Below are 17,133 nucleotides of genomic sequence, written 5' to 3'. Positions count from 1 at the left end.
CTTTATTAACAGCTGTTTTTATTGTTTAACCTTAATACCAAAAACTGTGTGTGATATCGTTTCTCACTGACTAACGGTTTGATTTCGACCATTCCCTTTCGCGACATAAAGTCTATCATCGGCTTCTTTAATCTGTTCATTTAACGTAGCTTTTGCGCCTGTAACACCAATGCTAATTGTGACTTTTATAGTTGTGTCACCATGGCTAATTTCAGCGTCTTCAATTGCTTGTCGCATAGCTTCTAACACGGTAATAAATTCATCAAGAGGTTTGCATGATTGAATGCAAAACTCTTCACCACCGAATCGGACAGTGACTTCATCTTTAAAGAATTCTTTAATAATTTTACTGACTTCTACTAAGACGCGGTCTCCACCATCATGTCCATAGGTATCGTTCACTTTTTTAAAGAAGTCGATATCCATCATCGCAACATTACGGTTTTCACACCCTTTGCAACTTTGGTTAAATAAGAATCTACGATTCCATAAACCTGTTAGTGAGTCTTCATTCGCTAATCTGAATAGTTCGTTTGAGGCTTCTTTCATATCGAGTAACTGATGGATTCGACAGAAAAATTCTTCTTGATTGAAGGGTTTATATAGGAAGTCATTTGCGCCAGCTTTTAGGAATCGAGCTGTCATTGTACGGTCATCGCTGCCTGAAAGACCAAGAATCGCGAGCTGGTGGCGGTCATGATGAACACGTATATCTCGGATCATTGATATGCCATCTTTCTTTGGCATATCATGATCAGTTACCACAAAAGTAATATCAGGGTCATTTTGTAGAATGCTTAATGCTTCTTCACCATCGACCGCTTGAACCGTTTGTATATATTGATGTTCAAGAAGTTGAACAACATAGCGCCTCACGACAGAAGAGTCATCAACTACTAAAGCCTTGTGATTTTTATTATTGGTAATACGCTTGATGAGAGGAAGTAAATAGCTAACAGATGCCATGCTATCTTTTAGAATATAATCTAACACTCCTTTGGCTAGCACACTTTCACGAACATCATCATTAAACATTGCTGTCAGTACAATGACTTTATGTTTGTGGCTCAGGACTAAATCAATAATCTCGCCATCTTGACCGTCAGGGAGGCAATAATCGAGCACAGCACACAGAAAATCCGTGTCATGCGCTAAAATTAATTCTGCTTCTTCAATTGATTCAGCCATTGCGACTTCATAACCGTTACTGCTAAGTTGCTGATAGAGGTAATTTCTAAAAGCTCGGCTATCTTCAACGACCAGTATTTTGTTACTCAAAAGCTATCCCTACTTATCGATCAAATACTAATCTAATAATAATATCAGATACTGATATAGCTATAGAAGATAAAATTTTTTGGGCTCTAGTCGAGGTTATTCCCATTTTTTTGTATTAGATGTATACTGTTTATTTATACAGCTTATAAGTGGCAGTTATGGAATTGAATGTTGTGAGGAAGATCATCCATGTTGATATGGATTGCTTTTACGCAGCGGTAGAAATGCGGGATAACCCTGCATATCGAAATCGTCCTCTTGCTGTTGGTGGGCATGAAAAACAACGTGGTGTGTTGAGCACATGCAATTACGAAGCGCGTAAGTTTGGTATTCGCTCTGCTATGCCTACAGGAAAAGCATTAAAACTTTGTCCTCACTTACTTGTTGTTCCCGGAAGAATGCAAGTTTATAAAGAAGTATCGAAAAAGATACGTGAAATATTTACTCGTTATACCTTATTGATTGAACCTTTATCGTTAGATGAAGCTTATCTTGATGTGACTGATTCTCCTTCTTGCTATGGCTCTGCAACATTGATTGCTGAAGCTATTCGACGCGATATTTGGAATGAGCTCAACCTAACGGCTTCGGCAGGTGTTGCCCCTATTAAATTTTTAGCGAAAGTAGCTTCAGATTTGAATAAGCCAAATGGGCAGTTTGTTATACCTCCCCATGAAGTTCAAAATGTTATTGATAATTTACCGTTAGAAAAGATACCTGGAGTGGGTAAGGTAAGTATTGAAAAGCTGAATCAAGCAGGTTTCTATACGTGTAAAGACATTAAAAATAGTGATTACCGTAATTTACTGCTTCAGTTTGGTAGACAAGGTGCATCATTATGGAAGCGAAGCCATGGGATTGATGACCGAGAAATTGTTATTGAAAGAGAACGGAAATCAGTAGGTGTAGAAAGGACTTTCAGCGAAAATATTTCAACGTATGCAGAATGCTGGAGAGTGATTGAAGAGAAGCTGTTCCCAGAGTTAGAACGCCGATTAGAAAAGGCAAGCCCGAGTAAGTCGATCATCAAGCAGGGGGTTAAGTTAAAGTTTGCAGACTTCCAACAAACTACGATTGAACATATTCAAACCTCCCTTGATTTACAGCACTTTAAACAATTGCTTGAAGAGATACTGAAGCGGCAAGAAGGGCGAGAGATTCGTTTACTAGGGTTAAATGTTATGTTGCAACCCAAAGAGCAAATGAAGCAACTTAGCTTTTTCTAACCCATGAAAAGCGTTTACTTCTCATGGGCGTACTTATGCGACTAGATTCTTCCTAAGCGCTGGACTACCTGTAAAGTTTTACTGAAAGGGTACTGTTCTAATTTTCCATATCCCATCATTTTACTGGCTTTCATCTTGGTTGATAAAGGTGTTGCGATTCCACTCAGAAAACGTGCAATGGCTTCATCGGTAATTAACTGTGTCGCATTAGCTAAAAACTCACTTATCCATTGTTGCGCCATTTCTTCATCAATAGGATCGACAATGTGTCTAGGCAAAGAAGCAATTTCCCCACGACAAACTGAGCAGTGCCCACATTGCGTTGGCGCTTTATCATCAGCAAAGTAACTTGCTAGTCGTGAGCTTAAACATGTATCGGCTTCGAAGAAGTTGAGCATTTGAGCTAATCGCTCAACTTCATTGTTTTCTTTTATTTTGAATAATTCGGTTAGTTGTTCTGATTGAGTGTGAATATCTAACGTTGTATTTTTGACTGCGTAGACATCGGTGATTTGTTTACTCTCAAGTTCTATCCAGCCTTGTTCATGGAAATAATCCATGGCGGCGATCACTCGTTGTCGATCTGCTTGAAAGTGATTCCATAGAGTCTCGAAGTCAATTTGGCACCAAACCCGAGCTTGAGGGGAGCATTGGAAGATCGTTTCTACAAAGTCTTTGCGTTCGCCATGGAATTGATTGAGGATTTGGTCCTTAGAACGAATGAACTTAAATCGATAATCCGCAAAAAAGCTGTATTTGGGCTCAATGACACCCGCTAACTCAAGGTAAACTAAAAGAGTTTTTAGTGGTAGCTGTCTAATGTTGGTTTCTCTAGACAGTTGGTTCAACATGGTTTCCCATTGTTGTTCATGCTGGTAAATTTGTTCTAATACCGAGTGAATAGCAATGTTGTCTGGTGTGTCGCCATAGACAAAGTTTTCTAATGTACTGAGACCATTTTTATTAGCAAGTAAAATGCATTCAGAGCGTTCGCCATCTCTTCCTGCTCGACCGATTTCTTGAGAATAGTTTTCGATCGACTTTGGTAAATCGAAGTGAATAACTCGACGGATATTCGATTTATCCACCCCCATACCAAATGCGATAGTGGCAACGATGCAATGAATGTCATCATGCATAAATTGCTTCTGGATGCTGTCCCTTACTTCAGGTTTCAAACCTGCGTGATAAGCAATGGCATTGATACCTACATTTCGTAATTGTTGTGCCACCCCTTCAGCGGTTTGCTGCAAAGTGACATACACAATGGTTGGCAGTTGAGCTGCTTGGTTCACAACATCACATAAGGTTTCAAGTTTTACAGGTTCGGTGCAGGGCTGAATAGATAAGTCTAAGTTTGGTCGGTAAAAGCCCGTAACCACGACGTTCTTTTCATCTATCGAAAACTTAGACTTCATATCTTCGATAACAGAACTGGTTGCCGTTGCCGTTAATAATAATACTTGAGAGATATTGAGCTGACGTTGGTAATGAGGCAGCTTGAGGTAATCTGGTCGAAAGTTATGTCCCCACTCAGAGATACAGTGAGCTTCATCGACAACCAATAGTGAAATAGGAACCTGAGAAATAAACTGACGAAAACGCTCATTCTTAAGACGCTCTACTGAGATCATGAGGATCTTAGTCTCACCATTTCGTACAGCTTGCATCACTTGCTGAGTCGTTTGTCTATCTTGGCTAGATTCAATAGCAGCCGCATTGATTCCTTTACTGTGTAGAAAAGCCAGCTGATCTTTCATTAAAGCCAGTAAAGGGGAGATCACTAAAGTTAAATGAGGTAATTCTAGGGCTGGCAATTGATAGCAAAGAGATTTTCCTGAACCAGTAGGAAAGATAGCCGCAGTTGAGTTGCCTTCCAGCACATTGTCTATGACTTGTTTTTGCCCGTAACGTAGAGAATCAAAGCCAAAGACTTGTTTTAATGTCTGCTCTATCATTTTTATTCCTATTGATTTGCTACCAAGATGAGTATTGGTGTGAAATATTCAAAGTATTGAACGTTTCTTCATGCGTTAATACCTTTATCTACGCTTGTTCCAACCATAATACTTGCACCTGATTGTACCTAATTCTATTCTGTACCCCCTAAAAAAAGCCCAGCAAAACTATGAATAAATCCGATCTTCGACAAATAATATTAAACAAGCTTGAACAGCGCTTACAAGTTGCCTTATCCGCGACTCAGAGAGCCATTGACGCAGCAACCGATGAAGAAACCGTACCAGAGCATAAATACGACACTTTGGCTTTGGAAGCTTCTTATTTGGCTCATGGGCAAGCTATTCGAGTTCAGGAGTGTGAAGACGATATTCGTAGTTACCGAGAATTAGTGTTTCGTGAAAGTGAATCTATCACAATGACGAGTTATCTCGTTGTCGTTGACGAAGACGATAATGAAAAGCATTTTTTTATTGGTCCAAGTGCAGGAGGTTTATCGGTTGATTGGCAAGGGCATGATGTGTCGATATTGACTGTTAACGCTCCCCTTGGTCAGGCATTGATGGGCAAAGAAGCAGGAGATGAGGCTGAATTTAATGTTGCAGGCACCTCGTATATTTATGAGATTTTGTGCATCATTTAAAGGTAGATATGAGAAGCCCCCGTTAGTGCAGTGAAATGGTGACAATTGCCTGTGAACGTTTCTCTGACATTTAGGTATAGAGAATAGGTATGATTAAGATGTTGCCAAACGAGAGTGTGTTATGAAAAGAATTATATTGATCGCATCGGCTTTACTCAGCCACCCGGCTTTAGCCGCTCAGTGCCGTGTTGATTTAAAGAATGAAATACACATTGATGAACAGCAAGTTGAAATTCACCAAACCAATGGTGACACTGCTGTATTTGATGCTGAGAACAACTTATATATTCATGGGGAAAAAATTGAGCTTGATGATAACCAACAAGCCGCAGTAGAAAAATACCGTGAAAGTATGACTGAATATTTACCACGAGCGAAAGCAATCGCTCGTGAAGGTCTGACACTTGCTAATGATGTGATTGATGATATTGCCGCGAGTTTTGACTCACCAGAAGCATTCGATAATGTTAAGCAATCAATGAAAACATTTTTTGCTGATCTTGAAGCTCGATATTACAAAGATGGTGACTTAGTACTTCCTGCGGAAAGTTTCGATTCAATGGCAAGCAATTGGTCTGAAGACCTTGATAAAGCAATGGAAATTTTCAATGAAGAATTTATTACCAGTGCCTTTAATGCGATGTCAGAAAAAATGTCGAAAGAAGGTGGGCTTAACTTGTCTCAATTAACTGAAGATATGGCAGAACTTAAACAAAAAGTTGAGGAACGATTTGCTGAACATTCAAAGCAAGTTGAAAAAGAAACTGAAGAGTTTTGTGATTCTTTAGATGACATGGCAGAACAAGAGCAGCAACTCCATAAATCTATTCCTAACTTAAAAGATTACCAAGTATTCACTATTTAATAGCGCTTGAGTTTGTATATACCAGTCTTATAAATATTGAGTTAAAAAGCACCTTATGGTGCTTTTTTTATGGGTATAGAGTACCAAGAGTGACTGAATGTAAGCTTTAGCTAGGTATTTAGATGTTCTTGTGTGGGGTTATAATGTTGATTTTGTTGTTCTAGTTGGTTTCTATATCTGCTTTTTGGTTATCAATTGGTTAAATCGGTCTGTTAAAGTGGTTTTTTGGGGTTTATGTGATTATCAGCAGTTGAGAAGTTAAGGGTGTTTCAGTATTGTACTACCAAGCTAGTTCACTGATATAAAATGCGGATTATATGAACCAACAAACTTCACACTCAACAAGGGAGCATTTTAGCTCTCGCCTCGGTTTTATTTTAGCGGCAGCCGGAGCGGCAGTCGGTTTAGGGAATATATGGGGGTTTCCTACACAAGCGGCCAGCAACGGCGGTGGCGCATTTTTGCTAGTTTACTTATTTATGATTTTTGTTGTGGCATTTCCTATGCTGGTTGTGGAAATGGCAATCGGTCGTCATGGTCAAGCCAACCCTGTAGACAGTATGCGTTCATTAACAAGTCATCCACTTGGAAAAAAAGTGGGAGCACTTGTGGGTTGGGTTGGATTAAGTGTGCCAAGTGCAGTATTAGCGTTTTACAGCATCGTCGGCGGATGGTTGATTTGCTTTCTTTTTGGAGCGGTAGCTGAGCTTGTTGGCTTTTCTGAAATAGCAGAATGGTTTAAAGGGTTCAGTGTTGAGCGAAACGTCTTTGGAACGGTTGCGTTTTATGTTTTAACTATTCTCATCGTACAAGGCGGCGTAAAACAAGGTATTGAAAAGTGGTCGACTCGATTAATGCCAGCACTATTTGTCTTATTTGGATTACTCTTCATTTATATCATGACTCAACAAGGCTCAATGGAAGGTTTAAAACATTACCTAGTGCCTGATTTTGAAAAAGTCTGGGACAGAAAGCTGATTTTAGCGGCAATGGGACAAGGCTTTTTCTCGTTGACGATAGGCGGTTGTTCAATGTTGATTTACGGATCTTACTTAAGTAAAAAAGAAAACCTTCCAAAGATGGCTTTGAATGTAACCCTTGTAGATACAGCGGTTGCTTTCATTGCTGGTTTGGTAGTAATGCCTGCAATGTTTGTTGCAATGCAAAAAGGGGTTCAAATCTATGCTGAAGATGGCTCTTTACTGAGCTCTGATACTCTAGTGTTCACCGTATTACCTCTTATGTTTGATAGCTTAGGTTTCCTTGGACAAATATTCTCCATTGTTTTCTTTTTACTGCTTACGATTGCAGCATTAACGTCTTCTATTTCTATGCTTGAATGCCCTGTAGCGTTGGTGAGTGAGCGTTTTAATACTAAGAGAACCCCTACAAGTTGGGTATTAGGGGGAGCGATTGCTTTGTTTAGTATTGTGATTGTTTACAACTTTTCTGCGATGTTTGGTCTTGTTGCGATGATTGCAACCCAGTACTTACAACCAATGGCAGCACTTATGTTTTGTTTGTATGGTGGTTGGGTTTGGAACCGAAACTCAAAGATTAAGGAATTGGAGAAAGGTTGCCCTGAATTTCAACAAGGTTGGTTTGGCAAGGTATGGCCGGTCTACGTGAAGTTTGTATGTCCAGTACTCGTTGCAACGGTCATTTGGGCGTCATTTGGATAAGAATATTTTAAGCCAGTTAACTCATTAGCTGACTTAAGCTTTAATGTAAAAAATACTTTGGAAGTTCATTCCTCTCAAGTTCATTGATGAATTTTGATTCCAATAAAATGAGAAAACAAAAAGGCGCGAACCAAATAATGGTTCGCGCCTTTTTTATATAACTCATTTAGGTCGAGGTATGGATAGAAGCTTCAAAAAGAAGCCTCTAGCTATAGATGGAAAGTGAGCTTACTTAATTTCCATGCCTTGAGCTTGTAGGTCTGCGTGATATGAAGAACGTACAAATGGACCACAAGCCGCGTGAGTAAAGCCTAGCTCTAACGCTATTTCTTTTAACTCATCAAACTCAGAAGGCGGCACGTAGCGTTCTACTGGCAAGTGGTGGCGGCTTGGTGCTAAGTACTGACCAAGTGTCAGCATAGTTACACCATGTTCACGTAAATCTTTTAAAACTTGGATGATTTCTTCTTTAGTTTCACCTAGTCCCATCATTACACCAGATTTGGTTGGGATGCTTGGGTGCTGTTCTTTAAACTTTTGAAGTAGTTGTAGTGACCACTTGTAGTTCGCACCTGGGCGAGCTTTACGGTAAAGACGAGGTGCCGTTTCCAAGTTGTGGTTAAATACATCTGGCGGATTGTCTTTTAGTAGATCAAGAGCAACGTCCATTCGACCACGGAAATCTGGTACTAAAGTTTCAATGCGAATGTTTGGATTTTGTTCACGAATTTCACGGTTACAATCAGCGAAGTGCTTTGCTCCACCATCACGAAGGTCATCACGGTCAACTGAAGTAATAACAACGTATTTTAACTTCATGTCTTTGATGGTTTTCGCAAGCTTCTGAGGCTCTTCAGCTTCAGGTGTCACTGGGCGACCATGGGCAACATCACAGAAAGGACAACGACGCGTACAGATGGCACCTAAAATCATGAAGGTTGCCGTTCCGTGGTTAAAACATTCTGCAAGGTTAGGGCACGAAGCTTCTTCACAAACAGAGTGTAAGTTGTTTTCACGCATTGCTGATTTGATTTCTTGAATGCGCTTGCTGTCTGAAGGAAGTTTAATCTTCATCCAAGCTGGCTTACGCAAAACTTCTTTCTGTTCAGCAGGCATATTCTTTACGGGAATTAATGCCATTTTGTCAGCGTCACGATATTTAACGCCTTTTTCCATTTGGATTGGTTTGCTCATGATTTTATGCTTCTGCTGTAATATTGCTGGTGGCTTGAATGTCTACTTGGTCGTAACCTAATAAGGTAACAAGCTCTTGTATGAGTTGCTGCTCTACTAATTCTAGTCGTTCTGGACCACCTAGTTGGCTTACTTGGATCATTTCCATTCCTTGGTAACCGCATGGGTTGATTCGTAGGAAAGGAGAAAGGTCCATATCAACGTTGAGTGCTAACCCATGAAATGAGCAGCCACGGCGGATTCGTAAACCTAGAGAACAAATTTTCTTACCGTCGACATAGACCCCAGGGGCATCTGGTCGCGCGGTTGATTCGATATTGTATGCTTTCAGAGTGTTGATTACGAGGTTCTCAATATGTGTAACGAGATCTCTCACTCCTATTTTTTTTCGGCGGATGTTGATGAGGAAGTAAGCAACAAGCTGACCAGGACCGTGGTATGTCACTTGTCCTCCACGATCACTTTGAATTACAGGAATATCCCCTGCGTTCAATACGTGTTCAGCTTTTCCGGCCTGTCCTTGAGTAAATACAGGGTTGTGTTCAACCAACCAAACTTGGTCTACATCTTCTGCTGTGCGTTCGTCGGTGAACTTATGCATGGCTTTCCATACAGGTTCATAATCCTGGCGACCTAATTTTTTTACGATTAGTTTATTTTGCAAATCAGCACTCCCTCAAGGATTAATAAAGTGAACGCATTATAAACGTGAAACTTGATTCTAACTACAGACGGACTGCAAGGTTTTTCAACTTTCTTTGTATTTATTGAAATTAAAGTTGAATCAACCTCTGATATTTTAGAGCTGTAAATGAAAAAAGCGGCATAAAGCCGCTGTTTTTAGGAACTCTGTAATTACAGAACCATTCTTACTATTTCAATTTCACCCAGTTCTTTATACAGAACTTCAACTTGTTCAATTGAAGTCGCAGTGATATTAACAGAAACAGAGTTATAGTTGCCTTTTGCACTTGGTTTAACTGTTGGGGTGTAGTCACCAGGAGCGTGGCGCTGAATCACTTCTAGTACTAATTCCGTTAGTTCAGGTTTAGCGTAGCCCATAACTTTGTAAGTGAATGAGCAAGGGAACTCTAAGAGATCTTTTAGTTTTGCATCAGAATTGATATTCATGATTAGCTCCAAAATGAAAGACGTTATACTACTTTAGCATAACGCTGATAAAGCGTGTGAGGTCTTGAAGCCTCAGTAATAAGGGCGGAATATTACTGGTAAACTTCATTGAACTCAAGATCAACAAAAGCCGCATTTGGCGGCTTTTGTTTAAATTACTAGAGTGAACTTAAGTAACTTTATTTAGAACAAGCCCTTGAATAGAAGAACTAGGTAGTCCCAAAGGCGGCTAAATAAGCTACCTTGTTCAACGTCTTCTAAAGCTAGTAATGGGTACTCAGCTACATCTTCGCCATCTACTTGGTAGTATAGCTTACCAACTTGCGTACCTTTGCTAATTGGAGCTTCAAGCTCTTTTTCAAGTACAAAACTTGCTTTAAGGTTTTTAGCTTGACCGCGAGGTAGAGTCACAAATGTATCTTCATCGACACCTAGAGCAAGCGTGTCTTTGTTACCCATCCAGATCTTCTCATCAACGAATGTTTCGCCAGCTTTGTGAGGTGCAACTGTTTCGAAGAAACGGAAACCATAGCTAAGCAGCTTTTTGCTTTCTGTTTTACGAGCGTTTGCATTTTTCGTACCCATAACCACTGCAACTAGGCGCATTTTACCTTCAGTAGCAGAGCTTACTAAGCTGTAGCCTGCATTACTTGTATGGCCGGTTTTGATACCGTCAACGTTCATGCTCTTATCCCATAACAAACCATTTCGGTTGTATTGAGTAATGCCGTTGTATGTGTATTTTTTCTCTGAGTAGATACGGTATTCGTCTGGCACATCACGGATTAACGCTTGACCAAGCAAAGCCATATCATAAGGAGTCGAGTATAGGTTATCGTTATCTAGACCGTGAACATTGGCAAAATTCGTATCTTTCATGCCAATTGAACTTGCCCACGCATTCATTAAATCGACAAATGCATCTTCAGAGCCTGCAATGTGTTCAGCCATTGCTACACAAGCATCGTTACCTGATTGAATGATGATACCGCGGTTTAGGTCATCAACTTTTACTGTTGTGCCCACTTCGATGAACATTTTTGATGAATCAGGGAAGTTTTTTGCCCAAGCATTTTCACTGATAACAACATCATCCGTTAGGTTGATGTTGCCACGTTCCAGTTCTTGACCGATTACGTAGCTAGTCATCATCTTAGTTAAGCTAGCTGGGGAAAGCTTAGTGTTCATCTCCTTTTCAGCAAGAATTTTACCTGAATGGTAATCCATTAGAACAAAACCTTTAGCTGCAATTTGAGGCGCATCAGGCGTTACTATTGGTGCTGCGAATGACGATGAAGCTAAAGTTGCAGAAAGGGCAACGGAAGTAGCGAAAATAGATTTAACAATTTTAGTAGTATTAGTCATTTTGAATGCAATTTTTTGGTTAACTGACGGTATCTTACCAGAATCACTCTGTCACACCAGTGAAGGTAATGCCAGAAGTTGTTCTTGATTATTGACGCGCCATAGTTTGTTTTTTGATGAAAGCTGACGGATAGCCGGCTACTTTAACTTGTTCTAGCGTTTCTTGGGTTAGCGCATAGTCATGAAATGGACCTAGCATGAGTCTATGCTTGCCATTTTCCGATTGTACAAAGCTTCCAACTGACAGTTTTTCACTCATATCGATAGCCAAACGTTCAGTTCGTTCTTTATGAGGTGATGTAGCTATTTGAATAATGTATTGCGGTAGAGCTGCTTTCTTCTTTGCATCAGTCGGCATCTCAACAGTAATGACTTCAATTTTAACGTTGGCTGTACCCGTTTTTAATACGTCTAACTTATACGCCGCTGCGTAACTTAGGTCAATGATCCTGCCTTCGTGAAATGGACCTCGGTCATTCACACGTACGATGGTTGTTTTTCCATTATCGGTGTTGGTCACTTTTACATAGCTTGGAATAGGTAAAGTTTTATGAGCTGCTGACATTGAGTACATGTCATAAATCTCACCATTTGAAGTGAGGTGCCCGTGAAATTTCTCACCGTACCAAGACGCTCTACCTTCTTCAGTAAAGCCTTTTGTATCTTTTACTATGATGTAATCACTGCCACGGAGAGTGTAATTTGTATTTCCACCTAGGCTATAAGGTTCATATTTCGGGTGAGCATCTTCTAAGTGTTCGACTGAAATTGGTGCGTCAGGTGCAATATCTGAATCAATCGAGTAGCGACCTGACGGTGCAGAACAACCGTTGATTAAAATGACCAAACCTGAAATTGCCGCCCATTGTTTAGCAGACGATTTTTTTAATAGCATGGATTAAGTTGCCTTTGAAAATGCTTTTCTGTGTGTATGAATTGACATCAACATGCCAAAACCAGCCATTAAGGTAACCATAGAGGTACCTCCGTAACTGACTAATGGTAGTGGAACACCGACTACCGGAAGAATGCCGCTTACCATGCCAATATTTACAAAAATATAAACAAAGAAGCTCAATACAATACTACCTGCCATCATGCGACCAAAAGCGGTTTGTGCCTGGCTAGCAAGAATTAACCCTCGACCAATGATAAATAAGTAGATAGAAAGTAAGAATAAGATCCCAACCATTCCCCATTCTTCAGCAATAACGGCAAAAATAAAGTCGGTATGTCGCTCAGGTAAAAACTCCAATTGTGATTGAGTGCCTTGCAGCCAACCTTTTCCTGAAATTCCTCCAGATCCAATCGCAATTTTACTTTGAATAATGTGATACCCCGCGCCTAGAGGGTCAGATTCAGGGTCAAACAATGTTCTCACACGTACTTTTTGGTATTCCCTCATCAAGAAGAACCATAAAACAGGGACAAATGCCCCTAAAGCCAAGGCGGCACCAGTGATTATTTTCCAGCTAATCCCAGCTAAGAAAATAACGAAGATACCTGACGCTGCGATTAGAATTGATGTACCAAGATCGGGCTGTTTTGCAATTAATATCGTGGGTACAAAAACCATCACTAAAGAGATAGCCAAAGTTTGCAATGTTGGTGGTAAAGCTCGTTTACCGATAAAGCGTGCAAGCATTAAAGGAACGGCAAGTTTGAGGAGTTCAGATGGCTGAAAACGAACAAACCCTAGATTCAACCAGCGCTGTGCTCCTTTTGATGCTTCACCAAAAAATAGAACCCCTAGCAGTAAAATAATGCCACCAGCAAATAAGATAGGAGCAAGAGTTTCATACGTCCGCGGAGGGATTTGAGCCAGTATTAGCATCACGCCTAGAGATAGAGCCATTCGCATGGCTTGGCGGTCCATCATTGCTAAACTTTGACCACTGGCGCTATACATTATTAGTAACGCGAATCCCATTAGAACAAGGATGCCAAGTAACAATGGGAGATCGATATGGAACCGTTCAAATAAAGCTCGGTTTTGCCCTGTTGAAGGATCAAGTTTCATTATTTTGTTGCCTTATCTTTGGCTTTATCTGAGCCAAGAATAATATGGTCGAATATTCGTCTTACCACTGGTCCACCGTTTGAGGAGCCTCCGCCAGCGTTTTCAAGAACGATGGTAACGATCGCTTGTGGATCTTCAAGTGGAGCAAAGCCAGTAAATAAAGCGTGGTCTCGCAGATGTTCTGCTATTTCATCAGCGTTATACTCTTCATCTTCTTTTAGTCCGAAGACTTGCGCTGTGCCGGATTTACCTGCCGTTATGTACGACATTTTTTGGAAAGATCGACGGGCTGTTCCTTTCTTACCATGGTTAACCAGCATCATGCCGTCTTTGGCTATATTCCAGTATGTTTGAGGTACACCTGAAACTGGCGGATAAGTCTCTACTTCTGATAATTGCTGTGTAGTAAATGCCTGGCTATTTTCGATAGTTGAGCGCAATAGGTGAGGGGCAATAACAGTACCATCATTAACGAGTACTGATGTTGCTTTTGCTATTTGCATTGGGGTTGCCGTCCAATAACCCTGCCCTATACCTACAGGGATTGTATCACCTTGATACCAAGGTGTGCGGTGCCTCGCCATTTTCCAATCACGAGTCGGCATATTAGCTTTGCTTTCTTCGTAAATATCAATGCCGGTGTAATCACCGAAACCAAACATCATCATCCAAGAAGATATGCGGTCAATACCCATATCAAAAGCGATTTGGTAAAAGAAAGTATCTACAGATTCTTCAATTGCTTTGCTTATATCAACAACACCGTGCCCCCAGCGTAACCAGTCTCTAAATGGCTTAGTTTTAGAGTTTGGGATTTTCCAGTAGCCTGGATCATTACGAGTCGTTTTAGGAGTAATCACGCCTTCTTGAAGTGCCGCCACTGCGATGAACGGTTTAATCGTTGATGCAGGAGGGTAGATGCCAAGTGTCGCTCTGTTTACTAATGGACGGTTATTGTCAGTTAGCAGGGCATTGTAGTTTTTACTTGAGATACCATGCACAAAAGCATTTGGATCGTAGCTTGGGCTAGAAACCATCGCTAAAACACCGTTATCTTTTGGATCAAGGACAACGGCTGAGCCTCTTCGACCATCTAATAGTTTGTGAACGTAAAGCTGTAAGTCGATATCTAAGTTTAAGACAATATCTTTACCCGGAATCGCAGGGACAAATTTTAAGGTACGAATCACTCGACCACGGCTGTTTACTTCGACTTCTTGATAGCCAGCCGTACCATGTAGCATATCTTCGTAGTAACGCTCGATACCAAGCTTACCGATGTCTCGAGTCGCTTTGTAATTCGCATCTTTTTCTTCCCTCACTAATCGTTGAATATCGCGATCATTGATACGAGAAACATAGCCAATAACGTGTGTCAGTACATCCCCGAATGGATAGAAACGTTTCAAAGTGCCCGTCACTTCTACGCCTGGAAATTTGTGTTGATTAACAGAAAATACGGCCACTTGTTTTTCTGTTAGCTGAGTAAGTAATGGGACAGATTTAAAGCGGCGTGAATAACGTCGTTCTTTAAAGCGTTCAATACGTTCAGGAGTGATATCGAGAAGAGCTTGAAGACGAACGAGTGTTTCGTCCATATTCTTAATTTTTTCAGGGGTGAGTTCTAGGTTAAAAACAGGGCGGTTTTCTGCTAATAAAACCCCATTACGATCGTAAATAAGCCCGCGGTTGGGGGCGATAGGGACAACTTTTATGCGGTTGTCATTTGAGCGCGTTTTATAGTCTTGGTATTGGTTGACTTGGATATTGTACAAGTTGGCAACCAAGGTGCCCATCATGATTACAATGCCTATAAACGCAACAAAAGCACGGCTAGTAAATAGTCGTGCTTCTGCTTTGTAATCACGGATTTGGCTACGTCTGCGTAACATTAAAGCCTATTCTCTGTGATACGGATGATTGGCTGTGATACTCCAAGCTCGGTATAAGCTTTCTGCCATAATAACGCGCACTAAAGGGTGTGGAAGCGTTAGTGCAGAAAGAGACCAGCTTTGATCTGCTGCTGCTTTACATGCAGGAGACAGCCCTTCTGGACCACCAATCAAAATAGACACATCTCGAGCGTCTAATTTCCAGTTTTCAAGTTGTTCTGCAAGTTGTGGAGTGTCCCACTTCTTACCTGGGATATCCAGAGTCACAATGCGGTTGCCTTTAGGTACTGCGGCTAGCATTGCTTCTCCTTCTTTTTGTAAGATACGAGCAATATCCGCATTTTTTCCGCGTTTGCCAGCTGTGATTTCAATTAGCTCAAGTGGCATATCGTGTGGGAAGCGTCGGCGATATTCTTGAAAGCCTTCTTCAACCCATTTGGGCATTTTAGTGCCAACTGCGATTAGCTGTATCTTCAAAACTTAGCCCCAAAGCTTTTCTAGTTGGTATAGCTCACGGTGCTCTGCTTGCATTACGTGAAGCATGCTTGTACCCATGTCTAGTACAACCCACTCACCTTCTTTTTCTCCATCCATACCTAGAGGATCAAGACCTGCTTTCTTCACTTCATCTGCAACGTGCTGTGCAATGGAAGCTACGTGACGTTTTGATGTTCCAGTACAAACGATCATGAAATCTGTAACGCTTGATTTGTCTTCTACGTCGATAGTAACAATAGACTCGGCTTTCATGTCGTCGGCTTTATCAGCAAGAAAATCTTTTAATTCTTCACGTAACACTTGGTGTTCCTTAAATCTTAATACAATGTTGTTTGGATCATACCATGCTTTTAAGCTGGGTATGGTATCGAAGCTGATGGGAGACAAAACTCCACGCTCAACTGATGAATTAGTGGCCAAGGAGAATGTTCGTATTGCGTTTTTGCATACAATTCAGCTTGGGTTAGCAAAACAAACAGTGAGTGTAGCTGTTTATGCGACACCCTTGTGAGCGCTGCGTTATAAAGCGATTTTTTAGATTGCCATATACGGTACTTATCAAATACTTGTCCAATTGGCATCTGTTTCAATTGCTGCTGCATTTGCAAAAGAAGAGTTAGCTCTCTTTGCAGGCTTCGCAGTAAAATCACAGCTTCTACGCCCTCAGCTTCAAGTTGGCGGAGTATACGCTGAGCACGGTTTCCTTTTCCAGAAAGAAGTGCATCTATCCAGTGAAAAGGTGTGAAATGGTTGTGCCTACTGAGAGATTCTTCTAATCGGACAAGAGTGAGCTGACCATCTGGGTATTGAAGCGCTAATTTTTCTAAGCTTTGAGTGAGTGCAAATAGGTTGCCTTCGTGCCATTGTGCCAGCATTTGAGTGGCTTCAGCATCAGGAGATAAACCTATAGCGCGGCACCGAGTCTGAACAAATTGAGGTAGACGCTGGGCATCTGGTGTTAAACAGCTGACCCAATGACCTTGGTTCGATAAGGCTTTAAACCATTTCGCGTTCTCTTGAGCTTTTGTCAGTTTAGTCCCGACCACAATGAGCATAATATCGTCGTGTATATGATCGGATAGTGCGAGTAGCTCTTTTGCAATAGATACATTTACACCAGATTCAGGCAACTCTAACTCAATGATCTGACGGCTGGAAAACAAACTTAGTGCTTGGGTGCAGTCGTATACTTGATTCCAGTCCATGCTGTTATCAATTGCAAACCTATGACGTTCGTCAAAGCCTTGCTGCTTTGCCACTGTTTGGATAGCTTCTCGACTTTCTTGAAGTAGCAGGGGCTCATTCCCAAAGATAAGGTAAACACGGCTAAGTTGTTTATTCAGCTGTTCGGTTAAGCGGTCGGCAAATATACGCATTAAT

Annotated in this window: 16 protein-coding genes; 4 read left to right on the top strand and 12 right to left on the bottom strand. The window is 41.0% G+C overall.

The features are described 5' to 3' along the window. Window positions 1–63: 63 nt before the first annotated feature. On the bottom strand, window positions 64–1,278 hold the full coding sequence (locus L4C37_RS11150) for a GGDEF domain-containing response regulator (RefSeq protein WP_137374887.1): 1,215 nt from the start codon (window positions 1,276–1,278) through the stop codon (window positions 64–66). A 158-nt stretch (window positions 1,279–1,436) separates the two neighbouring features. On the opposite strand from L4C37_RS11150, the gene dinB reads away from it, so the two are divergent. Further along, a complete protein-coding gene (gene dinB / locus L4C37_RS11145) occupies window positions 1,437–2,504 on the top strand; it encodes a DNA polymerase IV (protein ID WP_429768616.1) in 1,068 nt (355 codons plus the stop codon). 41 nt (window positions 2,505–2,545) lie between these two features. On the opposite strand, the gene L4C37_RS11140 is transcribed toward dinB, so the two are convergent. Beyond that, a complete protein-coding gene (locus L4C37_RS11140; protein ID WP_429768615.1) occupies window positions 2,546–4,462 on the bottom strand; it encodes a RecQ family ATP-dependent DNA helicase in 1,917 nt (638 codons plus the stop codon). Between the two features lie 170 nt (window positions 4,463–4,632). Here L4C37_RS11140 and L4C37_RS11135 point away from each other — a divergent pair, with 170 nt between their 5' ends. From L4C37_RS11135 to L4C37_RS11125, 3 genes are all read left to right on the top strand, one after another. Next, window positions 4,633–5,106, top strand: coding sequence for a GreA/GreB family elongation factor (locus L4C37_RS11135; RefSeq protein WP_137374884.1), 474 nt, complete (start codon window positions 4,633–4,635; stop codon window positions 5,104–5,106). A 121-nt stretch (window positions 5,107–5,227) separates the two neighbouring features. Further along, on the top strand, window positions 5,228–5,971 hold the full coding sequence (locus tag L4C37_RS11130) for a YggN family protein (protein ID WP_372266136.1): 744 nt from the start codon (window positions 5,228–5,230) through the stop codon (window positions 5,969–5,971). Between the two features lie 317 nt (window positions 5,972–6,288). Further along, window positions 6,289–7,653 (top strand): sodium-dependent transporter, encoded by a 1,365-nt coding sequence (locus L4C37_RS11125; protein WP_429768614.1) that lies wholly within the window; start codon window positions 6,289–6,291, stop codon window positions 7,651–7,653. A 228-nt stretch (window positions 7,654–7,881) separates the two neighbouring features. Here the strand turns inward: L4C37_RS11125 and lipA are convergent, their stop codons facing one another. The 10 genes from lipA to holA form a co-directional block, all read right to left on the bottom strand. Continuing rightward, a complete protein-coding gene (gene lipA, locus L4C37_RS11120) occupies window positions 7,882–8,847 on the bottom strand; it encodes a lipoyl synthase (protein ID WP_137374881.1) in 966 nt (321 codons plus the stop codon). A 4-nt stretch (window positions 8,848–8,851) separates the two neighbouring features. Beyond that, window positions 8,852–9,511: a lipoyl(octanoyl) transferase LipB gene (lipB, locus tag L4C37_RS11115; RefSeq protein ID WP_429768613.1), complete on the bottom strand. Its 660-nt coding sequence runs from the start codon at window positions 9,509–9,511 to the stop codon at window positions 8,852–8,854. A 191-nt stretch (window positions 9,512–9,702) separates the two neighbouring features. Beyond that, window positions 9,703–9,981 (bottom strand): DUF493 family protein YbeD, encoded by a 279-nt coding sequence (gene ybeD / locus L4C37_RS11110; protein ID WP_137375001.1) that lies wholly within the window; start codon window positions 9,979–9,981, stop codon window positions 9,703–9,705. Between the two features lie 180 nt (window positions 9,982–10,161). Beyond that, the gene (locus tag L4C37_RS11105; protein ID WP_137374879.1) at window positions 10,162–11,343 is read right to left on the bottom strand and encodes a serine hydrolase; all 1,182 of its coding nucleotides are present in this window, start codon (window positions 11,341–11,343) and stop codon (window positions 10,162–10,164) included. 88 nt (window positions 11,344–11,431) lie between these two features. Continuing rightward, a complete protein-coding gene (locus L4C37_RS11100) occupies window positions 11,432–12,238 on the bottom strand; it encodes a septal ring lytic transglycosylase RlpA family protein (RefSeq protein ID WP_429768612.1) in 807 nt (268 codons plus the stop codon). A gap of 3 nt (window positions 12,239–12,241) precedes the next feature. Beyond that, window positions 12,242–13,363 (bottom strand): rod shape-determining protein RodA, encoded by a 1,122-nt coding sequence (rodA, locus tag L4C37_RS11095; protein ID WP_429768611.1) that lies wholly within the window; start codon window positions 13,361–13,363, stop codon window positions 12,242–12,244. Next, window positions 13,363–15,255, bottom strand: coding sequence for a penicillin-binding protein 2 (gene mrdA, locus L4C37_RS11090; RefSeq protein ID WP_429768610.1), 1,893 nt, complete (start codon window positions 15,253–15,255; stop codon window positions 13,363–13,365). The genes rodA and mrdA overlap by 1 nt, the downstream gene beginning before the upstream one ends. 6 nt (window positions 15,256–15,261) lie before the next feature. Further along, the gene (rlmH, locus tag L4C37_RS11085; RefSeq protein ID WP_137374875.1) at window positions 15,262–15,732 is read right to left on the bottom strand and encodes a 23S rRNA (pseudouridine(1915)-N(3))-methyltransferase RlmH; all 471 of its coding nucleotides are present in this window, start codon (window positions 15,730–15,732) and stop codon (window positions 15,262–15,264) included. Window positions 15,733–15,735: 3 nt separating this feature from the next. After that, a complete protein-coding gene (rsfS, locus tag L4C37_RS11080; RefSeq protein ID WP_429768609.1) occupies window positions 15,736–16,053 on the bottom strand; it encodes a ribosome silencing factor in 318 nt (105 codons plus the stop codon). 50 nt (window positions 16,054–16,103) lie between these two features. Continuing rightward, on the bottom strand, window positions 16,104–17,129 hold the full coding sequence (gene holA, locus L4C37_RS11075) for a DNA polymerase III subunit delta (protein WP_429768608.1): 1,026 nt from the start codon (window positions 17,127–17,129) through the stop codon (window positions 16,104–16,106). Window positions 17,130–17,133: the final 4 nt, after the last annotated feature.

This window comes from Vibrio kagoshimensis, assembly GCF_050337535.1.
Taxonomy (GTDB): Bacteria; Pseudomonadota; Gammaproteobacteria; order Enterobacterales; family Vibrionaceae; genus Vibrio; species Vibrio gallaecicus.
The sequence above is the reverse complement of the archived record's forward strand: the minus strand, read 5'-3'. Positions and strand labels throughout refer to the sequence as shown.

Excerpts from the sequence above, each read along its gene's own strand:
- L4C37_RS11100 (WP_429768612.1), bottom strand. The coding sequence starts at position 12,238 with ATGCTATTAAAAAAATCGTCTGCTAAACAATGGGCGGCAATTTCAGGT.
- L4C37_RS11105 (WP_137374879.1), bottom strand. The coding sequence starts at position 11,343 with ATGACTAATACTACTAAAATTGTTAAATCTATTTTCGCTACTTCCGTT.
- lipA (WP_137374881.1), bottom strand. The coding sequence starts at position 8,847 with ATGAGCAAACCAATCCAAATGGAAAAAGGCGTTAAATATCGTGACGCT.
- L4C37_RS11130 (WP_372266136.1), top strand. The coding sequence starts at position 5,228 with ATGAAAAGAATTATATTGATCGCATCGGCTTTACTCAGCCACCCGGCT.
- rodA (WP_429768611.1), bottom strand. The coding sequence starts at position 13,363 with ATGAAACTTGATCCTTCAACAGGGCAAAACCGAGCTTTATTTGAACGG.
- L4C37_RS11125 (WP_429768614.1), top strand. The coding sequence starts at position 6,289 with ATGAACCAACAAACTTCACACTCAACAAGGGAGCATTTTAGCTCTCGC.
- mrdA (WP_429768610.1), bottom strand. The coding sequence starts at position 15,255 with ATGTTACGCAGACGTAGCCAAATCCGTGATTACAAAGCAGAAGCACGA.
- L4C37_RS11135 (WP_137374884.1), top strand. The coding sequence starts at position 4,633 with ATGAATAAATCCGATCTTCGACAAATAATATTAAACAAGCTTGAACAG.
- holA (WP_429768608.1), bottom strand. The coding sequence starts at position 17,129 with ATGCGTATATTTGCCGACCGCTTAACCGAACAGCTGAATAAACAACTT.
- L4C37_RS11140 (WP_429768615.1), bottom strand. The coding sequence starts at position 4,462 with ATGATAGAGCAGACATTAAAACAAGTCTTTGGCTTTGATTCTCTACGT.
- dinB (WP_429768616.1), top strand. The coding sequence starts at position 1,437 with ATGGAATTGAATGTTGTGAGGAAGATCATCCATGTTGATATGGATTGC.